Below are 22834 nucleotides of genomic sequence, written 5' to 3'. Positions count from 1 at the left end.
AAGAAAAAGAGTTTTCAATTGTGGAAGAAGATGAGCAAGATGTCCATCATACTGATACAATGATAGCCAGTTCATCTATAGAAAAGAGTGAATCGAATAGCAACTCTAATCCGGTTCGATTTGCTGGATTTTGGATGCGTTTTTGGGCTTTTCTATTTGATTTAATTGTTATAGGCAGTATTGATCGATTAATTATTAACCCAGTTTTTAGGCTATTAGATATTTCTCTAATTGAATATAATTTCTTTGCACCAATTTCAATTGCAACAGCTATTACGTTTTATGCCTATTTCGTTCTTATGACACGTTTCTTTAACCAAACTTTAGGGAAAATGGTATTTGGCTTGAAGGTTGTTGATCTAAAAGGGAAAAAGCTGACATGGGGAACCATTATTTTTAGAGAATGGATTGGACGATTTATATCAGGTACAATCGTCATTGGGTATGTCATTGTTGCATTTTTACCGAAAAAACAAGGATTACATGATATCTTTACAGATACAACTGTTGTCCACGAGAATTCATGATTTCATAATAAACCTGTTCGACTCAATAGAGCTTACAGGTTTATTTTTTTTTGCTCAGGCTATAATAATAGGCTGAAAGGTTGTGAATATATATGAAATGGGTGCTTATAGCCTTATTAATTCTAATATTACTTTTTATTATCCTCATAATAACGAAATTAAAAATTTTATTGCATTATACTCATATTAACGATAATGATCATTTGAAAATTGAATTCAAAGCTTGGTTTGGCTTAATTAAATATAAAATTGAAATGCCTCTTATTAAAATTGATGAAGATTCCCCAACCATTGTTGTGAAGCAAAAGAAGGGGAAGGAAAGTGATTCAATTAAGGATACGAAGCAATATAGTGCAAACTATATGCTGGATAGCATGCATGATATGAGGGAATTACTTCATATTGTAGTATCGCTTAATAGAATTATTAAAAAGTTCTTGAGAAAAGTGACGATTCATACACTGGAGTGGCATACAACAATTGGGATTGGAGATGCAGCGTATACGGGGATGCTAACAGGTGCTTTTTGGGCTGTAAAAGGAAGCATTGTTGGAGTGGTTAGTCATTTTATGAGATTGAAATCATTCCCGGACATCACGATTACCCCGCAATTCCAAGTTGCCGTATCACAAACAACCATTTCATGTATGATTTATTTTCGTATCGGACATGCTATGTTTGCAGGAATCAAATTAATGAAATATTGGAAAGGCGGAAGGGCTAGATTTAGAACAAAGCCGTTAGCCGCTCTTTCCAATAATAAAACAAAATCAGTATAGAAGAGGGGGTTTTAGTAGATGTCTGAGCATCCAATTCAAGGATTAATGACAACTGCTATGGAAAATCTGAAGGAAATGATTGATGTTAATACAATTATAGGTGATCCAGTTGAAACACCAGATGGCAGTGTAATATTGACTGTTTCAAAGGTTGGATTCGGTTTTGCAGCAGGAGGCAGCGAATTCAAGCTAGACAGCCAGTCCAATATCGGCGGACAGGGTCAATCGAGTGGAAATCCATTTGGCGGTGGTAGTGGTGGCGGAGTATCGATCACTCCAATCGCATTTCTTATCGTCAACTCTAGTGGCGTGAAAATGGTTCATCTTGATGAAAGCACTCATTTATACGAGAGAATTCTCGATCTTGCTCCTCAAGCAGTCGATAAGATCCAACAGATGTTTAACAATAAAAACAAACAAGGAAGCTGCGATCAAGTTCATCATAATAACCAAGACTATAATGGACCAAAGCATGATTTAAATATTTAAGTATTAAAGTTAACTTTTCCAACAGCTAGGAGAGGTTAACTTTTTTCTTGGCCATTAGAGTAATGAAAAATTAGAAGAAAATTTTAATACGAATTAAAATGAAATAATTGCAAAAAAGATTTTGAAAAGATATGATTTACATTGTACATATGTTGTTTAAGGAGGAAGAAATAATGGCGTCAATTACTTTTAAAGGAAATTCAGTAACTTTATTAGGCAATGAAGTTAAAGTAGGAGATAAAGCTCCAGATTTTAAGGTTCTTGCAAATGATTTATCTGCAGTTACTTTAGCTGATTCCAAAGGACATGTTCGTTTAATCAGTGTAGTTCCTTCAATCGATACGGGTGTTTGTGATGCGCAAACCCGCCGTTTTAATGAAGAAGCATCTAAATTAGATAATGTGAAGATCTTAACTGTTAGTGTTGATCTTCCATTTGCTCAAAAACGCTGGTGTGCAGCAGCAGGGATTGAAAATGTTCAAACTGTTTCAGACCATCGCGAGCTTTCTTTTGGAGAAGCTTATGGAGTGGCTATTCAAGAGATGCGTCTTCTAGCACGTGCTGTATTTGTAGTTGATTCTAATGATACGGTTACATATGCAGAATATGTGAGCGAAGCAACAGATCATCCAAATTACGAAGCAGCAGTTGAAGCAGCAAAGCAAGCGAAGTAAGTAGAAAAGCGGAAGCGCCTTGAAACGGAAGGTCGACCAAAGACCGTCACGTCTTGAATGGAAGCTCAATTTTGAGCTTCTTTTCTTTTTTTCAAACGGATAAGATTTACTGGAGTAAGTAAAATGAATACTTGTTAATTCTTATCCTCTAATACTTGTGATAACAATAAAACCTCGTTAAAATAGGACAATAGAAAAGAATCGGGAGGAATTTATAATGAATAGTACACCGGTTGAGGAATTGTTTACTGTTTTTAATGAAACGGCAATGATTATTCAAGAAGAACTAGCATGTACATATTTAGAAGCACTAGCTGAAACAGGGGAAAATATTTTTCATGGAAGTATCCTTCAGGAAGAATTGAGCGAATTGACAGTAAAAAGATTAAGGAAAAATTATGAAACGATTCAAATTGAGAATTATTCTAAGGAAGAAATTCGAAAATCCATTCAGCTTGCCATTCTTAAAGGAATGAACGAGCTTATTCAGCCGAATCATCAAATGACACCTGATGCTGTTGGACTGCTCATTGGCTATTTAGTTAATAAGTTTGTACAGAAAAACGAGTTTCGTTTACTTGACCCTGCTGTGGGAACAGGAAACCTTCTAACAACCGTTATTAATCAACAGCAAAACAAAATGGTTGATGCTACGGGGATCGATATTGATGATATATTAATTAAACTGAGTTATGTTAATGCAAATCTGCAGCAGCACCCAATTCAATTTTTTAATCAAGATAGCCTAGAACCATTATTTATAAACGAGGCAGATGTGGTTGTAAGCGACTTGCCAGTAGGATATTATCCAAATGATCTTAGAGCATCAGAATATGAAATGAAGGCAGATCATGGGCATACATTTGCTCACCATCTTTTTATTGAACAAAGCGTTCGGCATGTGAAAGAGGGCGGGTATTTATTCTTTATTGTACCGAATAGTCTTTTTGAAAGTGAGCAGGCTCCAAAGCTTCATGAATACATAAAGAAATATACAAATATTCAGGGGTTATTACAGCTGCCTCATTCAATATTTAAAAATGAAAAGGCTGCAAAAAGTATATTGATCCTGCAAAGGAAAGGGGAAGGTGTAAAGCCTCCGAAACAAGTTCTTCTTGTGCATCTGCCTAGCTTGTCAAAAACTGCGGAAGTAGAGAAAATATTGAATAAAATTGAAATTTGGTTTAAAGAAAATAAATAGGAAGGAAGCCGACAAAATTGCGGCTTCCTTCTTATTTATTTTCAAAAGTGTAGTATTCTAATAGTAGGTAAAAAATATGGTGATTCTTGAAAACTTTGATTAATAATGATTAAATGAATACTCGAGAGATATTAATAGGCTTTGAAGTACAAATAAAAGAAAACAAGTATGAATATTAAGAAATCCTTTAAAAGGAGCGATTATATATATGGCAAAAATAATTGCGATAAATGCCGGCAGCTCTTCATTGAAATTCCAACTATTTGAAATGCCGACCGAAGAGGTAATTACGAAGGGAATAATTGAACGAATTGGATTAAATGATTCGATATTTAACATTGTTGCAAATGGTGAAAAAATAAAAGAAACGATGGAAATACCTAATCATGAAATAGCGGTTAAGCTATTATTAGAGAAATTAACATCCTTAGGAATTATTCATTCATTAAATGAAATAGAAGGAATTGGTCATAGAGTCGTTCATGGCGGTGAAGAATTTTCTGATTCTGTTTTAATTAATGAAGAGGTTCTGAAAAAAATTGATGCACTTTCAGAGCTTGCTCCCCTACATAATCCTGCTAATATAACGGGAATTAAAGCTTTTAAGCAAGTTCTTCCAAATGTTCCGGCTATTGCTGTCTTTGATACTGCATTTCATCAAACAATGCCAGAAAGCTCGTTTTTATATAGCTTGCCCTATGAATATTACAAAAAGTATGGAATTCGAAAATATGGCTTCCACGGAACTTCTCATAAATATGTTTCGCAGCGGGCAGCTGCTATGCTTGGCCGCCCATTAAATCAACTGCGCTTAATTTCCTGCCATCTTGGCAATGGTGCAAGTATTGCTGCGATTGAAGGCGGTAAATCCATTGACACCTCAATGGGGTTTACACCGTTAGCTGGTGTTACAATGGGAACACGATCAGGGAATATTGACCCTGCCTTAATTCCATTTATAATGGAAAAAACAAATAAAACGGCAGACGAAGTATTAGATGTCCTGAATAAAGAGAGTGGAATGCTAGCGGTTTCAGGATTTTCAAGTGATTTGCGTGATATAGAGATCCAGGCATCAAAAGGAGATGAACGATCGAAATTAGCACTTGAAGTATTTGCAGGCAGAATCCATAAATATATTGGTTCATACGCTGCGCGAATGTACGGAGTTGATGCCATCATTTTCACAGCAGGAATTGGAGAGAACAGTGATGTCATTCGTGCACGAGTGATTCAAGGTCTTGAATTCATGGGTGTTTATTGCGATCCTGCACTAAATAAAGTTCGTGGAGAAGAAGCATTTATTAATTACCCTCATTCACCTGTAAAAGTTATGGTAATACCAACAAATGAAGAAGTTATGATTGCACGTGATGTAATAAGACTAACAAATTAATTTGAGAGACCACAGTTCTTTAAAAGGCTGTGGCTTTTTTGTTTAGAGAAAATTCTAGATTCACAAGGATAGGAGGAACAATCAGGGCTTAGATTGTTCCGTAGGCACTTGCACATTTCTTGGGAAATTACCATTTTGATTATGCTATACTGAATCAAAAGGAATTGAAATGGAGGATTACAGCATGGCGATGTCCGAACGGGAGAAATTTGTATTTGCCCAGATCCAAGATTGGGTGAATAAACTTTATAGCTATGAACCCAATGATTTTGAGTTAACATATGAAAAATATTTGGAAAGATCTTTTTCGCTGCTTCCAGAAAACATTCAGCAACAGTTTTTTTCAGTATTGGACAATTGGCTGTTTCATCTTCATGCTCTTATTCAAGGATCTCAGCTGCAACTTGATGCGAAAGAACGGATAGTAACAGCCGGGCGGGTGTTTAACCCAGAAATAGAAACAATTGAAGAATTAATTTCTTTAGATATTGATAAGCTTCAGTACATCGCACAGCAGCAAATTTCTCGCCATAGGGTGTATTCACTAGCACAAGGAGGATTGGCTGGAACAGGAAGCTCCATTATGCTAGGGGCGGATATACCAGCAATGGCAGTTATTAATCTTAGGGTCGTCCAGCTAATCGCAATGACATACGGTATTGAGGTTAATACTCCTTATGAGATGATGTGTTCGCTTAAAGTTTTTCATGCAGCTACACTTCCAAGGCGTATGCAAAGCAGAGCTTGGGATGAATTAATGTCAGAGCTTAATAGTGAAAAGGATTTTTACTTTTATGAAGGAAATGAGGAACTCGCTAATTTAGCTTGGATTGAGCAGCCAATACAACAGTTATTAAAGGGAATAGCTATTTTTATATTCAGGAAAAAGTCAATTCAAGGAATTCCTCTCATTAGTATATCCATCGGAGCCGGAACAAATTATCGGCTGACACGGAATGTGACTGAATTCGCCCATAAGTATTATCAATTTAGATATTTACATAGGAAGGGTGGGGTCATGATATGAGTACGACCCAGCATAAAAATGAAGCACCGAAAAAGGTTAGTTGTAAAGTTATAACGATTAGTGATACAAGGGATAAAGAAACAGATAAAAGCGGAAAGCTAATGATCGATCTTTTATTCGAAAAAGGTCATGTAATACGTGATTATGTCATTGTGAAAGACGAGGCAGATCAGCTTCGTGCCGAAGTGTTTAAAGGATGTGAAGATCCAGAAATTGATGTCGTTCTCACGAATGGTGGAACAGGAATCGCACTTCGAGATATTACAATTGAGACAGTCAAGGACTTATTTGATAAGGAAATTTCCGGATTTGGCGAGCTTTTTAGAATGCTAAGTTATCAAGAAGATATTGGCTCAGCCGCAATACTTTCACGGGCAGCTGCGGGAGTTGTAAACAATAAAGCTGTATTTTCAACTCCAGGTTCATCAGGTGCAGTTCGCTTAGCTATGAATAAACTAATCTTGCCTGAACTGGGACATGTCGTACGTGAGCTTAAAAAGGATCTATAACTTAATTTCTGCGAAAAAAAATCCTTTCAGTTTCAGATTGAAAGGATTTTTTATTTTATACGTTAAGTAAGTATAAATTGTCAGCGTAGAAGGTCATTCGACGCAGTTGCCAATTTTAGGAATTAAGTACGACGGACAGGATGTCCTAGTCGGGCGAATGCCACAGGACGTGGCATTTATGAGCGCGATAAGCGCAACTACGCCTCTGTCTTCGCCTTTTCAAGGCTCGCCAATCGGCGAGTTTTCTTTACATATGAACTTTCTCAGATATGTCCTGATTAGTTCGATACCATAGCCATAGGTCATTTATGATGGAAGCCAGCTCAGATATTTGACTATTCAACTCGCAAGATTTAATGAAATTTTCTTCATCTGAGAGCTGATCTTGTTTTACGTTGATTTTTTTTTCAAGTTCAGTGATTCGATCAGGGATTGTTCCTCTAATTTTTTCCCATTGGAATAAGATTGATTGCTGAATCTTTTTAGAAAATTGATCCCAATCCACTTTGAATGATGGAATCGGAATTCCAAGGCGTTCGTCATATAAAAAATGCTCATTCATTAAAAATCCTCCAGTGAATTATATTGCTTCCATTCTACTATATACAGGTACTTCATTCCATGGATTCTTCCAATTCTCTTTTATTGCGTGTAAGTATTATGATTTCTGATTAAGATAAATGGACTAAAATTTTATCAGTGAATGATTCTTTTCTAGGTCCACTTTTACTGAATCTTACGCAAAAGGAACTATTTGTTGAGGATTCTCTTTACAGGGGAAAATTGTGAGTTTATGATTTAATCATAAAATTTATGAATATTCAGTCTTTTTAAGAGGGGGAGAATAATGAAAAAACTATTTTACAGTATGCTCATTACTTTCATGATTTTAGGCATAATAATGCCTTGGACATCAACGGCTTCCGCAGATATAGTTTCCAATTCAGAAAAAATTTTAACAAGCTCTACCATGTTCAATCATTATGATAAAAAAGAAACACTGAAATATCCTACTTTAAAAAAAGTTGGTAAACCGGAAGAAGTAGGGTTTTCTTCTGAAAAGTTACAACAGGTTGATAGGCTAATCGAACAGGAAATTAAAAATGGATTCCCTGGGGCTGCAATTGTTGTGATTAAAGACGGAAAAATTATAAAAAATTCAGCTTATGGTTACGCCAAAAAGTATGATGGCCATACTCCTTTAAAACATCCTCAAAAAATGAAAGTGGATACTATGTTTGACTTGGCATCAAATACCAAAATGTATTCCGTCAATTATGCACTTCAGCATTTGGTTAGCGAAGGAAAAGTTGATTTATACCAAACAATCCAGCATTATTATCCATCTTTTAAAGACAATGAAGCGGACAAAATTAAGGGAAAAGATTCTTTACGAATCATCGATCTTCTCCACCATACAGCAGGATTTCCTTCTAGTGTGCATTACCATAACCCAGCAAGAGCAGGAGATTTGTATTCTCAAGATCGAAAAACCACTGTGGAAATGATTTTAAAAACTCCACTACAATATGAACCTGGCACTTCACAAATTTATAGCGACATCGATTATATGCTCCTTGGATTTATTATTGAAAAAGTAACAGGACAGCAATTAGACAAATACGTTGAAACACATATTTATAAACCATTAGGAATAACTTCTACGATGTTCAATCCGCTTAATAAAGGTCATAAAGAAAAGGAGTTTGCTGCAACTGAATTAATGGGAAATACACGAGATGGTGTCATTTCATTTCCTAATATAAGGACGTATACGTTACAAGGCGAAGTGCATGATGAGAAATCATTTTATTCCATGGGTGGAGTTTCTGGACATGCTGGTTTATTTTCCACAACAGGCGATCTCGCAGTATTGCTCCAAGTAATGCTTAATAATGGTGGATACGGTAAAGTGAAACTCTTTGATAAAGAAACTATCGATCTTTTTGTTAAACCTTCGGATATGAACCCTACATATGGATTAGGCTGGAGGATTAACGCGAATGAAAGTATGGAATGGATGTTCAGCGAATATGCTAATAATAATGTAATAGGCCATACAGGCTGGACAGGGACGATAACAGTTATTGATCGAGACAATCAATTAGCGATCGCTTTATTAACAAATAAAAAGCATTCACCAGTTATAAATCCGCAAATCGATTCTAATCGATTTCAAGGGGACACATATGAGATTAGTCAATATGGAAGTATAATAAAAGCTGTATATGAAGCAATGATTAATTAGGGCAAAAAGAGAGCGGAATCCTTCAGTGGAATTCTGCTTTTTTTAATTTATAGATTCGGAACCATTTTTAAAATTAATTTTTATGCATTTTTAAGAATAAGTATTGATTTTCAATTTAATTATGATAATATAATACAATATAATGAATAAACATAATATAATATGAATATTTATTCGATAATAAAGGAGGATTTTATCATGTCAAATCCAAAAGTCGTACTTGCCTATTCAGGCGGTTTAGATACTTCAGTAGCAATTAAATGGTTAGAGGAACAAGGGTATTCCGTTGTAGCTTGCTGTTTAGATGTTGGGGAAGGAAAGGATTTAAATTTTATTCAGCAAAAAGCATTAACGGTTGGGGCTGTTCAATCGCATGTGATTGATGCAAAAGAAGAGTTTGCTAATGAATATGCATTAATGGCTATGCAGGCACATGCATTATACGAAAATGTATATCCTCTTGTTTCTGCACTTTCTCGCCCACTTATTGCGAAGAAACTAGTTGAAGTGGCTGAAAAAGAAGGAGCAGTTGCTGTTGCACATGGATGTACTGGTAAAGGAAACGATCAAGTACGTTTCGAGGTTGCTATTCATGCATTAAATCCAGAGCTAGAAGTATTGGCGCCTGTTCGTGAATGGAAATGGTCACGTGAAGAAGAAATTGAGTATGCTAAGCAAAAGAATATTCCAATTCCTATTAATCTAGATTCTCCGTTCTCGATTGACCAAAACTTATGGGGAAGAAGCAATGAATGTGGAATTTTAGAAGATCCATGGGCTGCGCCTCCTGAAGAAGCGTATGAACTTACTTCAAGCCTTGAAAATGCTCCTGACACACCAGATGTTGTGGAAATTGGATTTGAAAAGGGTGTTCCTGTTAGCTTGAATGGAAAACAATATCCTTTAGCAGAGCTTATTTTGGAATTGAACTCCCTTGCTGGCAAGCATGGTGTAGGCCGTATTGACCATGTTGAAAATCGACTTGTTGGTATTAAGTCACGTGAGGTTTATGAATGCCCAGGTGCGATGACATTAATTAAAGCACATAAAGAGCTTGAAGATTTAACACTTGTTAAAGAAGTAGCTCATTTTAAACCAATTATTGAAAAGAAAATTGCTGAGTTAATTTATGAAGGTCTATGGTTCTCGCCTTTAAGAACGGCATTGGCTGCATTCCTAGAGGAAACACAAACCTTTGTAACAGGAACTGTAAGAGTAAAGCTTTTTAAGGGCCATGCGATTGTTGAAGGCAGAAAATCTCCATATTCTTTATACGATGAAAAGCTTGCTACTTATACATCTGATGATGAATTCGATCATAATGCAGCAGTTGGCTTTATTAAGCTTTGGGGCTTACCAACGAAGGTTCAAAGCATTGTTCAGCAAAACAAGAAGGTGACAGTGTGAAAAAATTATGGGGCGGCCGTTTTACAAAATCAGCTGAGGAATGGGTAGATGAATTTGGTGCATCAATCTCCTTCGACCAGGAATTAGTCATGGAGGATATTGAAGGCAGTTTCGCGCATGTCACTATGCTTGCGAAATGTGGAATCATCCTCGAAGAAGAAGCAGCCAAGATTAAAAATGGCCTTGAACAATTGAAAGATAAAGCAGCAAACGATGACCTTTCTTATTCAGTCAAGCTAGAAGATATCCATTTGAATCTAGAAAGCTATTTAACTGAATTAGTAGGTCCTGTTGGCGGAAAGCTTCATACGGCTCGAAGCCGAAACGACCAGGTTGCGACCGATATGCATTTATATTTACGCAATCAGGTTCAAGCAATCATTGAACTAATTGAGGAAATGCAGCAAGCATTATTAGAACAAGCTGAGGAGAATATTGAAACAGTTATGCCGGGCTATACCCATCTTCAAAGGGCACAGCCGATATCATTTGCTCATCATTTAATGGCTTATTTTTGGATGCTGGAACGGGATAAAGAGCGTTACATTGAAAGTGTGAAAAGAATCAATCTATCCCCGCTTGGTGCTGGTGCATTGGCAGGAACCACATTCCAAATTGACCGTCATTTAAGTGCAGAATTGCTTGGATTTGAAGGCATTTACGAAAATAGTCTTGATGCAGTAAGCGATAGAGATTTTATCTTGGAGTTTTTATCAGACAGCTCTATTTTGATGATGCACTTGTCAAGATTAAGTGAGGAATTCATTCTTTGGTCTAGTCAAGAATTCAAATTTATCGAGCTTGATGATAGTTTCGCAACCGGAAGCAGCATCATGCCGCAAAAGAAAAATCCTGACATGGCAGAATTAATTCGTGGAAAAACAGGTCGAGTGTATGGAAATCTTATGGGTCTCCTAACTGTTTTAAAAGGCTTACCTCTAGCTTACAATAAGGATATGCAAGAGGATAAAGAGGGCATGTTTGATACAGTAAAAACAGTTACAGGATCCCTTAAAATTTTTGCAGGTATGATTCGGACAATGACAGTAAACAAGAATCATATGGAGAAGGCGACAAAAACTGATTTTTCCAATGCGACAGAGCTTGCTGATTATTTATCGGATAAAGGCGTTCCATTCAGAGAAGCTCATGAAATTGTTGGCAAGCTTGTTCTTACATGTGTTAAACAAGGCTGTTTCCTTGGTGATTTGCCTATTGCGGAATATAAAAAGGCTCATCCATTATTTGCTGAAGATATTTACGTTGTTCTAGATCCTATCACTGCAGTAAAAAGACGAAATAGTGCAGGTGGAACAGGCTTTGTACAAATTGTGTCCGCTATTGAAAAAGCGAAGGAATCGATGAAAAATAGCAAGTAGATAAAAAGAAATAGAGTGCAAATCATTTGTGATTTGCACTCTATTTCTTTTTTTAAAGAGGATTAAGATAATTAACAATCAATCAGTTCCGTTAATATAATATTTGACTATTTTTCTAATAATTAGGAAAATGGATGATGCATAGAGTTTCTTTTAATTATTAGGAGGGTAATTAATGAGGGTATTAAAAAAGGCAGCAATGTCATTGCTGATTTTTTCCTTAATGGGGATAGTAATCTTTCAATCTCCTAAAGATGGACAGGCGGAAATACAAACTAAGTCCCAAAAACGAGAGCTTCGAGCTGTATGGATTGCTACAGTAGCGAATATTGATTGGCCTTCAAAAAAAGGACTTTCAATAGATAAGCAAAAGCAAGAGTTCGTGAAGCTTCTAGATGACGTTGAGAAAATGGGGATGAATGCGGTTGTTGTTCAGATAAAGCCAACGGCAGATGCATTTTACCCTTCAAAATACGGTCCGTGGTCAGAGTATTTAACGGGAACACAGGGGAAAAATCCCGGCTATGATCCACTTGCTTTTATGATTGAGGAGGCCCATAAACGTAATCTGGAGTTTCATGCATGGTTCAACCCTTACCGGATTACGATGAACCATACGAATATTAAACGCTTAGCCGCTGACCATCCAGCTCGAAAGCATCAAAATTGGATCGCTTCATATGGAGGAAGGCTTTACTATAATCCTGGAATTCCTGAGGTAAAGCAATTTATTATTGACGGAGTATTAGAAGTAGTAAAGAACTATGATATTGATGCTGTTCATATGGATGATTATTTCTATCCTTATAAAGTGAAAGGAAAGGATTTTCCTGATGCGGCTGAATTTAAAAAGTATGGAAAAGGCAAGTTTAAAACGGTCGGAGATTGGCGCAGAGATAATGTAAATCAGCTGGTACGTGATCTAAATAAAGCGATCAAAAAAGAAAAGCCTTATGTGAAGTTTGGAATAAGCCCATTTGGAGTATGGAGAAACAGTGCTAATGATTCAACAGGTTCTAAAACAGCAGCCGGCGTAACGAATTACGATGACTTATACGCTAATACAAGAGAATGGATTCGCCAAGGCTATATCGATTATATCACTCCACAAATCTATTGGAATATCAGCTATAAGCCAGCAGCTTATGATATTCTACTAGATTGGTGGGGTAAGGAAACGAGCGGCAAGCCGGTTCACCTCTATATCGGACAAGCAGCTTATAAGATCAATAATGATTCCAGTTCAGCATGGAAGAAGGCTGAAGAGTATCCAAAGCAAATTCTCTTAAATCGTCAATATGATACATTTATGGGCAGTATGCATTTTAGCTTAAAAGATCTAAATCGAAATCCACTCGGAATAAAAGATCGTTTGAGTAATGATCTTTATAGGCAGCCAGCCTTAATTCCAACGATGCCATGGCTTGATAATATTAAACCACAGTCACCGAGTATAAAAAGTGCTAATCGAACAGAAGACGGGATCGAGGTAATAATTGAGGATCATACACTAAATCAAGACTCTACATACTATGCTATTTATCGATTTACTGGAGATATACAAGGAAATATTGAGGACTCAGAAAATTTAGTGAAGACAGTTCGAAAAACAGGAAATGAACAAGTCTTTATTGATCAAACAGCTAAAGCGGAAGAAACTTATACGTATGTAGTAACCGCTCTTGATCGACTTCATAACGAAAGTGAAGTTAGTATTGAGGCAATTATACAAACACAATAATTATCAAAACCTTCTTGAATCGAGATGATTTAAGAAGGTTATATTTTAAAAAGAAGTAAAATAAGAGAAAAGCAAAATAATATGGTAAAATAAAGCAAATTAAATGGAAACATTAGAAGAGGTCATAAACAATGATTCTAACAAAAAATAGTATTGAAAAATTACAAGCTAGTATTTCAAATGTAATTATTCAAGATTTGAATTGGCAGCTTGAAGAGATAAAATTAATCGGAAGCGGAGTGATTAATGCTGTTTTTCTTATAAGAGAGAAAAATTTAGGTGAGCTTGCTGTTAGAACACCTTGGCGAGCTGAAGAAAATATGATGGATAAGCATTCGAGTGGAATTATCTCACTTAAAAAGGAAGTTCAGATTTCTGAACATTGCCACAATTATAGTTTGCCAGTCCCTAAAGTTCATAAACTGCATTTAAGTAGTGATATTAACTTTCTAATATCTGATTTCATATCGGGAGATAATAGTCCGATTTCCTCATTTGATATTGGTCAACTTACTTCTAAGATACATAAAGTTCCATTGGGTGGCTTGTCAATTATTGATCAACATCAGCAGACTTTAAGTCAAATTATATCCCATAGAATTATCAATCGTGTGCAAACACTAAGAGAACTCACAAACTCAAAAATTGCTCTTCCTTGTTTAGAAGAATTGCAGGAGATTTTGGACACACCACAAGCTGATAATTGCTTATTGCACCTTGATGTTAGGCGACCGAACTTAATTGGAGAAAAGGGAAGCATTAAAGCGATTATTGATTGGGATAATGCCTTTATTGGTAATCCAATTATGGAATTAATGAGAATTGCTGAAACAGAGGAGCTGCATGTAGAAGAATTTTTAAAGGGATATAACAATATGAGTATTATTGAAAAAACTGATAAGGTTATTCAATTTATTTATCGCCTTGACACGGCATTAATGCTTTCTATTTTATTCATCTCTTTTGTCAATGACGTGGAGAAAAGAGAGCACTATTTAAAACGAGTTGATTATTTAAGTACAGAAATAATGAATGGTTTATAGGTCTAGTTAACTGTTTTTTTGAAAATGGGAAGTAAGGGAGGGTGTCGAAAATGTACATAGAAAAGTTTCATTTTACTGAAGAAGAACGGAAAAAGACGGTTGAAGCTTTTATAAAAAACGGAGTACTGAGAGAATTGCCAAGTAAAGAAAAGCGAAAGGTGAAGCTGCAAGGAAAGACTATCAAAATCTAAAGTTGGATTATGTAAAAAATTACGCTACGGGTATAAATGAATATACAGAACATAAGGAAGCATTTGTGAAGAGCATTTTTTCTATGAGAACGAATGATTCATTATATTGAACACTTTGGCAAAGGAGAGATTGAATGGGAATTATTTCTAATGAATTTTTTAAAGAAGAACTTACGATTCAAGCTATTCAAGCAGCTATGAAAGATGGAAAAATTACCTCAAAAGAGTTAGTAATGTATTATCTTTTTCGAATAGCAAAGTATGACCAATCTTGTCCAAATATTAATTCCATTCTTGAAATAAACCCTGATGCCATTTTTATTGCTGAAGCATTAGATGCTGAAAGAAAAACGAAAGGTTCTAGAGGACCATTACATGGCATTCCTGTTTTGCTAAAGGATAATATTGAAACGAATGACTCCATGCATACGAGTGCAGGAACCATTGCACTTGAAAATAATATTAGCAGCCATGATGCGTTTCTAGTAGAGAAGCTTCGGAAAGCAGGCGCAGTTATTTTAGGAAAGACAAATATGACTGAAATAGCAAATGGGATGTCAACTGAAATGTGGGCAGGTTACAGTTCCAGAGGGGGACAAGTGTTAAATCCATATGGGGATGCAAACCTATATGTTGGGGGATCAAGCTCGGGATCAGCGGCTGCGGTTGCTGCAAATTTTACCGTTTTATCCGTAGGGACTGAGACAGATGCTTCGATTCTTAGTCCAGCTATTCAAAACTCAGTTGTCGGGATAAAGCCTACTGTTGGTTTAATAAGCCGCACTGGTTTGATACCTTTTACATATTCACAAGACACAGCGGGACCATTTGCTAGAACTGTTACAGATGCCGCTATTTTATTAGGAGCTTTAACAGGTGTAGATCAGGATGATCCTGCTACTTTTAAATGTGAAGGAAAGATACAAGAAGATTATTCGAAATATTTAGATACAAAAGGTTTGAGAGGGACCAGAATTGGTATATTCAACCCTGTTTCTAATGAATACTTTATAGCTAATGAACATTATTTTTCAAAAGAAACCAATGAAGATTTATTTAAGAATGTAATTCATACTCTCACGGATGGAGGAGCTAAAGTCATTCATGATATCGAGATCCCCTCTTTCCATCGAGAATGGAGTTGGGGAGTGCCGTTATATGAGTTGAAGCATAGCTTAGACAATTATCTTTCCAAGTTGCCTTCACACTTGCCTGTACATTCTATTACTGAATTGATTGAGTTTAATAAGAAGTTAGAAGAAAGGGCTTTAAAATATGGCCAAAATAAATTAGAAATGAGAGAAGCTTTGCCAAATACATTAAGAAATCCTGAGTATTTGAATGCCAAATTAGAAGATTTGTATTTTTCACAGGAACAAGGGATTGATTATGCTTTAAAAAGGTATGATCTAGATGCGATTCTTTTTCCTTCGTATATTGGTTCAACACTATGTGCCAAAGCTGGTTATCCTTCCATTGCTGTACCTGCAGGATATATGGAAAGTGGTAGACCTTTTGGAGTAACGTTTGCAGGCACCGCTTTTAGCGAAGGGGTTTTGATAAAGATTGCCTTTGCGTTTGAACAAGCGACTAAACATAGGAGAAGCCCAAAAATGAAATAAGATACAAAGTAAAATGCATAAATTAAGAGAGAAAAAGGAGTCTTTATGTTTCGAACGATTGAATATTTAACGGAAAAAGATGATTGAAGCTTTTATTAAAAATGGAGTACTAAGAGAATTGCCAAGCAAAGAAAAGCGAAAGGTAATTATCTTATTAGAGTTGATAAAAAAGTTTGAAGAGGGTAATTTTTATTCTGAAAAAGAAGTGAATAAAATTATTAAAAGCTTTTACGGGGACTTTGCAATTTTAAGAAGGTATCTAGTCGATTATCATTTACTTGAGATAAGCGAGGATTGTACAATGTATTGGGTTAATAAGGAATTAGCTTCGGAAAATTATGCAAAATAATGAAGATAAAACTCTGGAAGATTAGACCAGAGTTTTTTTATTTGCTAAAAGGAAAGTTTAAGTCTATTAACGCGCTAAAGTAAAGAGTGTGCTCAATTAAATATCTGCTAATAAGATCGCATAATAAAAACTAAAGCATTCGCCAAAAAGGACTTGGCGAACGCCAAGTTTTTCTAATCTCAATAATGATGAAAAAGTGTTATCACACCAATAGACAGTTTTACTTAATCGATTCAAAAGAAAATAAAAATATTCTAAAAATATTGAAATATAAAATAAAATAGTTTATCATTTTCGTATACAGGTAAAATACATGTTCTTGAAATGGAGAAAGATTGGTGATGGTATATGCAGATGGCTAGAATAGGTCTGTTTTTCGATAGACAAGCAGAATTTGATTGTTGGTTTAATCAAAATAATATTTTTGAAAGATATTTAATTGAGGTGTTGGAGCATGCTCGTGTACCTTATCAATTAATAGATGATATATCGGCATTTAAAACGGTTGATTTATTGATTGTTGGTTTCTCAAATGAAGATAAAGATACAAAAAAAGCGTTAATGAAGTATGCTACTTCTGGAGGAATTGTAATAAGTTACGGCGGATTAGATTTTCTCTGTCAAGACCTTGGGTGCACAAAGATGTCTACAATGGATACTGGGTATGCAGATTTAATGAAGTATCTTGACCAGGAAAATCCTCTTCGGTTTTTACAGGCACATCCATGGAAAAACATTTCCTCAGATGCAGTCCGTGTTTATGGTGAATTAAAAAGTGATACACAACAAGCAGCTGCATTGCTTCAGATACCAATGGGAGATGGTCATTTCGATCGATGGGCTGTCAATATACCAAGTACAATTGTCAGTCTGCAACAGGGAACAAAACCGATTATCGAGGATGGAATCCCTGCATCTGATGGTACGGCGAATATTGATGAGGGAATTCTAAAAGCAGATGATGGCTTTGAATTAGACTGGGGAGTTGACCGTGAATTCACAGAAACAGGTATGCCATATTTTTCAATTCCCTATGCAGATTTATGGAGGGAAGCAATAATTGGACACCTTATCCGAAGAGCATTGGATAAAGGGTTAACATTGCCTGTTATTGAATATTGGCCAGCTGAGGTTAATCATGTAGCATTAATTTCTTTTGATAGTGACATGAATATAAATCAAGCAGCAGAAGTGACGTTACAGGTTTTGAAAGAAGAAGATGTTCAGACAACTTGGTGTATGATCGCACCTGGCTTCAGTTCAGAAATTTATAAAAAAGCAAAAGCCAATGGACATGAACTTGCATTTCATTTTAATGCATTAGACGCGGAAGAAGGAGTTTGGTCAGAAACAGCCTTTAACGAGCAGCTTGAATGGCTGAAAAAGGAAATAGGTGAAAAAAATCTTACATCTAATAAAAACCATTATACCCGTTTTGAAGGTTGGGGGGAGCTGTTTCAATGGTGTGAGAAGAACGGTATTAAGGCTGATCAAACGAGAGGGCCAAGTAAAAAAGGAAATGTGGGATTTCTTTTTGGAACGTGTCACCCGTTTTTCCCTATTTCAATGTCAGATGAAAAAAATCGTTTCTATGATGTTTTGGAGATTGGCTTTCTAACCCAGGATATGAATCATCCGTCATTGGCGGATACAACGATTATTGAGCCTTTTTTGGAAAAAGTAAAGCGCGTAAACGGCGTAGGGCATTTCTTATTTCACCAGTATCACGTCTATCATTTACCCGAGGTTAAGAATGCGCTTGTTCAATTTATTAGAGAAGCAAAATCAAAGGGATTCACCTTTTGGACTTCCAAGCAAATTAATGATTGGGAGCGAGCACGCCGTCAACTTACAATTTTCATTAGTGGCGGGTTAAAGGTTATTAGCGATATTGAAATGCCAGATATAAAGGTTTGGATTCCAGCTTCAGATATAGATTCCGAGGATGAACTTGTTTATAAATTTGGTTTGGCTGGTAAAAGAAAAATATTAAGCGTTCAGTTAAATAAAGTTGGATTATGAGGAGTGGATATAATGGGAATGGACCAACTTGCTATTCATGGAGGGCCTAAAACCAAAACGACGCCATTTAAATCGGGTAATCGGTTTGGTGAGGAAGAAATGAAGGAATTAATTGAGGCACTTAATCAAAATACCCTTTTCTATCATTTCGGGAAAAAAGTAAATCAATTTTTGCATAATTTTAATGAAATGCATGGAGTAAAATATAGTGTAGCAACATCTTCAGGAACTGCAGCTATTCATGTTGCCCTTGGTGCAGCAGGTATAACTGTGGGAGATGAAGTGATTACTAGTCCGATAACTGATCAAGGAACTGTTATAGGAATACTCTATCAAAATGCCATTCCGGTTTTTGCAGATCTTGACCCATATTCATTTAACTTAGATCCCCTTTCAATTGAAAAAAAAATAACATCTAAAACGAAAGCCATTCTTGTCGTTCACTTAGCCGGAAATCCATGTGATATGGATTCAATTATTGAAATAGCAATAAAACATAAGTTAAAGGTAATCGAAGATTGTGCTCAAAGCTATTTAACAAGATATAAAGGAAGATTAGTAGGAACCATCGGAGATTACGGATGCTTTAGTACGAATGACTTTAAACATATTTCCACGGGGGATGGCGGAATTGTTACCATTAATTCCGGAAATCAAGATGATTATCATCGAACACATGCATTTGCCGATAAAAACTATCAGCGTTTAGATGATCACGTATCGAGAGATATAAATTTTTTAGCACCGAATTATCGAATGACAGAACTTCAAGGTGCAGTTGGGATAGCACAATTAAAAAAGCTAAACTGGATTTGTGAAACGAGAAACCAATATGGCGAATTACTTGGAGAAGCACTTGGGGCTATTAAAGGTGTTCATCCAATGGCTGTTTCTAATGAAGATTTTTGCACTTACTGGTTCTACATGTTCAGGTTAGATAAAGAGGTTATTAAGTGTACAAATGAACAATTTTCGGTAGCACTTGCAGCCGAAGGGATTCCTAATCAGGCCGGATACATTCCAAAAGTACTTTATGAACAACCAATGTTTCAAAATAAACAAGCATACTTAAATAGCAGCTTTCCATTTAGTCTTTCATCGCAGGATTATCATAAAGGGTTATGTCCTGTTGCTGAAGAAATTTTGGATACTGCAATACGAATTAATCTTAGTGAATTTTACGAGCGTAAAGATCTTGAAGAAATAATTGCTGCCATTGTAAAAGTAGCAAATTTTTATTCTTAAATAAATAATTGGCAATGAGTTCGCATAAAAGGGGAATATTAATGACGATAAATATTCATGCCATTGACCACGGAATCCTAGTAAATGCAGAAGAATCTCGGACCGCAGCGCAATGTATAAACAAAGAAGGCGAAGAAAGATTCGTTATAGCTGCAAAGGGATTCGTGCTTATTATTAATCCTAGCACAGATGAAACAAGACAGTTATTCTTTCCGGAGAAGTATGTAGAATATCCATTTGCTTCTTTTAGCAGTGAGGAAGGATTTTTTTACACTGGTGCAGGTAAAATGCTAATGGTTATAGATCCATTTAAAGAAAGGATTATTGATTATAAATGGATTGAAAATGGAGATGAAATCTTTGGTTTTAGCTTTGCCGAGCATTCGTATGGGCATATGTTTTTTACTTCCTATCCTCGCTGTCACCTTCTACAGTATAATTTAAAAACTAAAACGCTTATAGATCATGGATCGATGGATGAAACGGAAAAATATCCAGCAAGTGTTGCTGTCGATCGTCATGGATGGGTTTATATAGGGATTGGAACAGAAAGGAAAAATGTTATTGCCTATCATCCTGAAACAAAGGAAAAGAGGTCACTTGTTCCTTGTCATCAAAGAACTCGAGGTGCAGGGCATGTGTATAAAGGTGAGGATGGTTCTGTTTACGGGCATTGGGAAGCGCGGGACCTAAAGGATGTAAATGACTCCTCGCAATGGTGGGTATTATTAGATGGATATGGTCAACAAGTACAAAATGTTTCCCCTTCTCTTTATTCCGGCAATGGATTCAATCGAATTCATCGAAATGCCCAAGCCAGTTATAAAGTTTTGGAGCATAATCTAGCAGAAGGGTTTTTAGTAGTAAAAAAGGAGCAAGAAAAGGAAAAGAGAATTGAGTTTTCGTATCAGTCTGAAGGGGCTACATTATCGACCTTATTTTCCATTCGTGGTCAGCATATTTATGGGACATCCATGCATCCGCTGCATCTTTTTGGTTTTGATTTAGAATCTAATGTTGTAAGAAACTATGGTGGAAGTGTCATTGAAAATGGCGGTGGTGGTAATATAGTTGCTTATGCTGTTCAAGGCAAGAAGATGTTTGGATTTGCCTATGCTGGAGGAAAAATATACGAATTTAATCTTGAACAACCAATTTACTATACAGAGAAAAGTAGAAATCCAAAATTAATTAGCGAACACAAATGGATTCATCGACCTAGATGTGCTATTTCCCATCCAGATGGAGTCAATATTATATGGGGAGGATTCCCTGACTACGGACTGACAGGTGGAGGTCTTGGGATTTATAATGTTAATACAAGAGAAAACAAAGTGATTTCTCATACTTCCATTGTACCGAACCAAAGTACTGTTTGCTTAGGTGTATTTCGTTCAGGTGATATATTAGGAGGAACAAGTATTGAAACACCTGGTGGGGCAAGCTCTAATGAAAAAGAAGGAAAATTATATTTGTTTGATTGGGAAAATAAGGAAGTTATTTATTCGATCAATGCTGTTCCCGGGAGCAAAGAAATTTCACAATTATTTATCGATCAGCAAGGAATGGCGCATGGCCTGACAATGGAAGGAATTTATTTTGTTTTTGACTCCTGCAAAAGAGAGGTTTTATATAAGAAAGATGTATCAAGGTTTGGTGCACCAGTACGAAATAGCTTTGTTTTAAATGAAAATAATACAGCACTCTATTGTTTATTAAGCAGAGCAATCATGAAGATTAATTTGAATGAGAGCCCACTAACGGAACCAATTCTCTCTTTACAATTAATGCAGCGAGCCACAAGTGGAATTGTATATTACAAGGGCAGCATTTATTATGGATCGGGAAGCCATTTGATTAGTGTGAAAGTTCAAGATTAAATCTACAGATGGAAGTGTGATGTCAAGATGGCATATACTTTGAAATATTTACAAGAAAAAGGAATCCCGCCCTTATTAAAAGATATCCATACTGTTGAACAGTGGGAAGTGAAACGAAAAACTATTCTAGATCGCTGGCTTGAAGCCATTGGTCCGATCCCTGCTTGTGATTCAGTAAATGTTATATTTCTTTCTATTGATGATGAGATTGACCATTTTCGTATTCATTTGAAATACGAAACGGTTTATGAGGATTGGGTAACAGCAAACTTATTGATACCCAATGATGGGAACGGCCATTTAACTTTATCTAATTTGGAAGATGCTTTATTTTCTTTTAAAGGCGCTTCAAAGAAGAAGCCGGCAATTCTTGCACTCCATCCCACTTCACCAGAAGGCAAGGATGATGTGACGCTCACGAGTGGAAGAGTGAATCGAACATACGGATTAGAATTGGTGAAGAGGGGATATATTGTGCTTGCGCCGGATACAATCACTGCAGGCGAACGGGTACAATCTTCTGAGGAGTCTTATCATACAGCCTCCTTTTATGAAAGAAACCCTAATTGGTCAGCGGTGGCGAAAATGCTTGTTGACCATCGTCAAGGTGTTTCTGTGTTGTCAAAGATTACGAGTGTAAATAATATTGGGGCAATCGGTCATTCACTCGGCGGATATAATGCTTACTTCCTGGCAGGGATAGATAAGCGTGTGAAGGCAGTTGTTTGCAGCTGCGGTTTTGCGGTTTTTGCTAATGATCCGGAAAGAGAACGCTGGGGAAGGCGGAGCTGGTTTTCCCACATTCCAAAGGTAAGTGATTACCTATTAAATAATGAAGTGCCGTTTGAATTTAATGAAATTGCTGCCTTAGTTGCCCCGACTCCTTTTTTTATTTGGATTGGTCAAAAGGACAAAATTTTTCCTCATTGGGAACAAATGGCTGCTGCGGTTAATGATATTGATCATTTATATACATTTTTAGAAGAAGAAATCCATTTTAAATCATTAATAGGGAATGCGGGGCATGATTTTCCAAGTGAAATTCGTACGTTAGCCTATAATTTTCTAGATGAAAAACTAAAATAAATTTAAAATAGTTCTTAAA

The 22834-nt window shown here is 36.1% G+C and carries 22 protein-coding genes; 21 read left to right on the top strand and 1 reads right to left on the bottom strand.

Annotated elements, in window-relative coordinates; translation table 11 throughout:
- Window positions 1–59: 59 nt before the first annotated feature.
- The 8 genes from KHA94_RS15660 (at window position 60) to KHA94_RS15625 (ending at window position 6602) form a co-directional block, all read left to right on the top strand.
- A complete protein-coding gene (locus tag KHA94_RS15660) occupies window positions 60–527 on the top strand; it encodes an RDD family protein (protein ID WP_213103271.1) in 468 nt (155 codons plus the stop codon).
- A 92-nt stretch (window positions 528–619) separates the two neighbouring features.
- A complete protein-coding gene (locus tag KHA94_RS15655; protein WP_213103049.1) occupies window positions 620–1306 on the top strand; it encodes a DUF2953 domain-containing protein in 687 nt (228 codons plus the stop codon).
- 18 nt (window positions 1307–1324) lie between these two features.
- Window positions 1325–1795 carry a GerW family sporulation protein gene (ytfJ, locus tag KHA94_RS15650; protein WP_213103048.1) on the top strand — a complete coding sequence of 157 codons (471 nt, stop codon included), beginning with the start codon at window positions 1325–1327 and terminating at the stop codon, window positions 1793–1795.
- A 173-nt stretch (window positions 1796–1968) separates the two neighbouring features.
- Window positions 1969–2469, top strand: coding sequence for a thiol peroxidase (gene tpx, locus KHA94_RS15645; protein WP_213103047.1), 501 nt, complete (start codon window positions 1969–1971; stop codon window positions 2467–2469).
- A gap of 217 nt (window positions 2470–2686) precedes the next feature.
- Window positions 2687–3670 (top strand): class I SAM-dependent methyltransferase, encoded by a 984-nt coding sequence (locus KHA94_RS15640; RefSeq protein WP_213103046.1) that lies wholly within the window; start codon window positions 2687–2689, stop codon window positions 3668–3670.
- A 208-nt stretch (window positions 3671–3878) separates the two neighbouring features.
- Window positions 3879–5066 (top strand): acetate kinase, encoded by a 1188-nt coding sequence (locus KHA94_RS15635; protein ID WP_213103045.1) that lies wholly within the window; start codon window positions 3879–3881, stop codon window positions 5064–5066.
- 184 nt (window positions 5067–5250) lie between these two features.
- On the top strand, window positions 5251–6093 hold the full coding sequence (locus KHA94_RS15630) for an EcsC family protein (RefSeq protein WP_213103044.1): 843 nt from the start codon (window positions 5251–5253) through the stop codon (window positions 6091–6093).
- Window positions 6090–6602 carry a MogA/MoaB family molybdenum cofactor biosynthesis protein gene (locus tag KHA94_RS15625; protein WP_213103043.1) on the top strand — a complete coding sequence of 171 codons (513 nt, stop codon included), beginning with the start codon at window positions 6090–6092 and terminating at the stop codon, window positions 6600–6602. The genes KHA94_RS15630 and KHA94_RS15625 overlap by 4 nt, the downstream gene beginning before the upstream one ends.
- 247 nt (window positions 6603–6849) lie before the next feature.
- On the opposite strand, the gene KHA94_RS15620 is transcribed toward KHA94_RS15625, so the two are convergent.
- Entirely contained in the window at window positions 6850–7164 is a 315-nt protein-coding gene (locus KHA94_RS15620) for a hypothetical protein (RefSeq protein ID WP_213103042.1), read from the bottom strand.
- A 408-nt stretch (window positions 7165–7572) separates the two neighbouring features.
- Between KHA94_RS15620 and pbp4b the strand changes: the two genes are divergently transcribed.
- From pbp4b to KHA94_RS15555, 13 genes are all read left to right on the top strand, one after another.
- Window positions 7573–8850, top strand: coding sequence for a penicillin binding protein PBP4B (pbp4b, locus tag KHA94_RS15615; RefSeq protein ID WP_420828172.1), 1278 nt, complete (start codon window positions 7573–7575; stop codon window positions 8848–8850).
- 198 nt (window positions 8851–9048) lie between these two features.
- Complete coding sequence (locus KHA94_RS15610) at window positions 9049–10257, top strand: argininosuccinate synthase (RefSeq protein WP_213103040.1); 1209 nt, start codon at window positions 9049–9051, stop codon at window positions 10255–10257.
- Window positions 10254–11636: an argininosuccinate lyase gene (gene argH, locus KHA94_RS15605; protein ID WP_213103039.1), complete on the top strand. Its 1383-nt coding sequence runs from the start codon at window positions 10254–10256 to the stop codon at window positions 11634–11636. The genes KHA94_RS15610 and argH overlap by 4 nt, the downstream gene beginning before the upstream one ends.
- A gap of 175 nt (window positions 11637–11811) precedes the next feature.
- Entirely contained in the window at window positions 11812–13377 is a 1566-nt protein-coding gene (locus tag KHA94_RS15600) for a glycoside hydrolase family 10-like protein (RefSeq protein ID WP_420828163.1), read from the top strand.
- Between the two features lie 131 nt (window positions 13378–13508).
- Window positions 13509–14420 (top strand): phosphotransferase family protein, encoded by a 912-nt coding sequence (locus KHA94_RS15595; RefSeq protein ID WP_213103038.1) that lies wholly within the window; start codon window positions 13509–13511, stop codon window positions 14418–14420.
- Window positions 14421–14470: 50 nt separating this feature from the next.
- Entirely contained in the window at window positions 14471–14611 is a 141-nt protein-coding gene (locus tag KHA94_RS15590; RefSeq protein WP_213103037.1) for a hypothetical protein, read from the top strand.
- A gap of 2 nt (window positions 14612–14613) precedes the next feature.
- Window positions 14614–14721: a hypothetical protein gene (locus KHA94_RS26680; protein WP_213103036.1), complete on the top strand. Its 108-nt coding sequence runs from the start codon at window positions 14614–14616 to the stop codon at window positions 14719–14721.
- Between the two features lie 24 nt (window positions 14722–14745).
- Entirely contained in the window at window positions 14746–16233 is a 1488-nt protein-coding gene (locus tag KHA94_RS15580) for an amidase family protein (protein WP_213103035.1), read from the top strand.
- 118 nt (window positions 16234–16351) lie between these two features.
- Window positions 16352–16582, top strand: coding sequence for a DUF2087 domain-containing protein (locus tag KHA94_RS15575; protein WP_213103034.1), 231 nt, complete (start codon window positions 16352–16354; stop codon window positions 16580–16582).
- 354 nt (window positions 16583–16936) lie between these two features.
- Complete coding sequence (locus tag KHA94_RS15570) at window positions 16937–18604, top strand: polysaccharide deacetylase family protein (protein ID WP_213103033.1); 1668 nt, start codon at window positions 16937–16939, stop codon at window positions 18602–18604.
- Window positions 18605–18622: 18 nt separating this feature from the next.
- Window positions 18623–19849 (top strand): DegT/DnrJ/EryC1/StrS family aminotransferase, encoded by a 1227-nt coding sequence (locus KHA94_RS15565; RefSeq protein WP_213103269.1) that lies wholly within the window; start codon window positions 18623–18625, stop codon window positions 19847–19849.
- Window positions 19850–19890: 41 nt separating this feature from the next.
- Window positions 19891–21729, top strand: a complete 1839-nt coding sequence (locus tag KHA94_RS15560; protein ID WP_213103032.1) for a ligand-binding sensor domain-containing protein — start codon at window positions 19891–19893, stop codon at window positions 21727–21729.
- A 39-nt stretch (window positions 21730–21768) separates the two neighbouring features.
- Window positions 21769–22815 carry an alpha/beta hydrolase gene (locus tag KHA94_RS15555; protein WP_249365512.1) on the top strand — a complete coding sequence of 349 codons (1047 nt, stop codon included), beginning with the start codon at window positions 21769–21771 and terminating at the stop codon, window positions 22813–22815.
- Window positions 22816–22834: the final 19 nt, after the last annotated feature.

The organism is Cytobacillus citreus (assembly GCF_018343665.1).
Lineage (GTDB): Bacteria > Bacillota > Bacilli > Bacillales > Cytobacillaceae > Cytobacillus > Cytobacillus citreus.
The sequence above is the reverse complement of the archived record's forward strand: the minus strand, read 5'-3'. Positions and strand labels throughout refer to the sequence as shown.

Bases quoted from the DNA above. Each gene is read 5' to 3' on its own strand.
- KHA94_RS15660 (WP_213103271.1), top strand. From the start codon at position 60: ATGATAGCCAGTTCATCTATAGAAAAGAGTGAATCGAATAGCAACTCT.
- KHA94_RS15655 (WP_213103049.1), top strand. From the start codon at position 620: ATGAAATGGGTGCTTATAGCCTTATTAATTCTAATATTACTTTTTATT.
- ytfJ (WP_213103048.1), top strand. From the start codon at position 1,325: ATGTCTGAGCATCCAATTCAAGGATTAATGACAACTGCTATGGAAAAT.
- tpx (WP_213103047.1), top strand. From the start codon at position 1,969: ATGGCGTCAATTACTTTTAAAGGAAATTCAGTAACTTTATTAGGCAAT.
- KHA94_RS15640 (WP_213103046.1), top strand. From the start codon at position 2,687: ATGAATAGTACACCGGTTGAGGAATTGTTTACTGTTTTTAATGAAACG.
- KHA94_RS15635 (WP_213103045.1), top strand. From the start codon at position 3,879: ATGGCAAAAATAATTGCGATAAATGCCGGCAGCTCTTCATTGAAATTC.
- KHA94_RS15630 (WP_213103044.1), top strand. From the start codon at position 5,251: ATGGCGATGTCCGAACGGGAGAAATTTGTATTTGCCCAGATCCAAGAT.
- KHA94_RS15625 (WP_213103043.1), top strand. From the start codon at position 6,090: ATGAGTACGACCCAGCATAAAAATGAAGCACCGAAAAAGGTTAGTTGT.
- KHA94_RS15620 (WP_213103042.1), bottom strand. From the start codon at position 7,164: ATGAATGAGCATTTTTTATATGACGAACGCCTTGGAATTCCGATTCCA.
- pbp4b (WP_420828172.1), top strand. From the start codon at position 7,573: ATGTTCAATCATTATGATAAAAAAGAAACACTGAAATATCCTACTTTA.
- KHA94_RS15610 (WP_213103040.1), top strand. From the start codon at position 9,049: ATGTCAAATCCAAAAGTCGTACTTGCCTATTCAGGCGGTTTAGATACT.
- KHA94_RS15600 (WP_420828163.1), top strand. From the start codon at position 11,812: ATGAGGGTATTAAAAAAGGCAGCAATGTCATTGCTGATTTTTTCCTTA.
- KHA94_RS15595 (WP_213103038.1), top strand. From the start codon at position 13,509: ATGATTCTAACAAAAAATAGTATTGAAAAATTACAAGCTAGTATTTCA.
- KHA94_RS15590 (WP_213103037.1), top strand. From the start codon at position 14,471: ATGTACATAGAAAAGTTTCATTTTACTGAAGAAGAACGGAAAAAGACG.
- KHA94_RS15580 (WP_213103035.1), top strand. From the start codon at position 14,746: ATGGGAATTATTTCTAATGAATTTTTTAAAGAAGAACTTACGATTCAA.
- KHA94_RS15570 (WP_213103033.1), top strand. From the start codon at position 16,937: ATGGCTAGAATAGGTCTGTTTTTCGATAGACAAGCAGAATTTGATTGT.
- KHA94_RS15565 (WP_213103269.1), top strand. From the start codon at position 18,623: ATGGACCAACTTGCTATTCATGGAGGGCCTAAAACCAAAACGACGCCA.
- KHA94_RS15560 (WP_213103032.1), top strand. From the start codon at position 19,891: ATGACGATAAATATTCATGCCATTGACCACGGAATCCTAGTAAATGCA.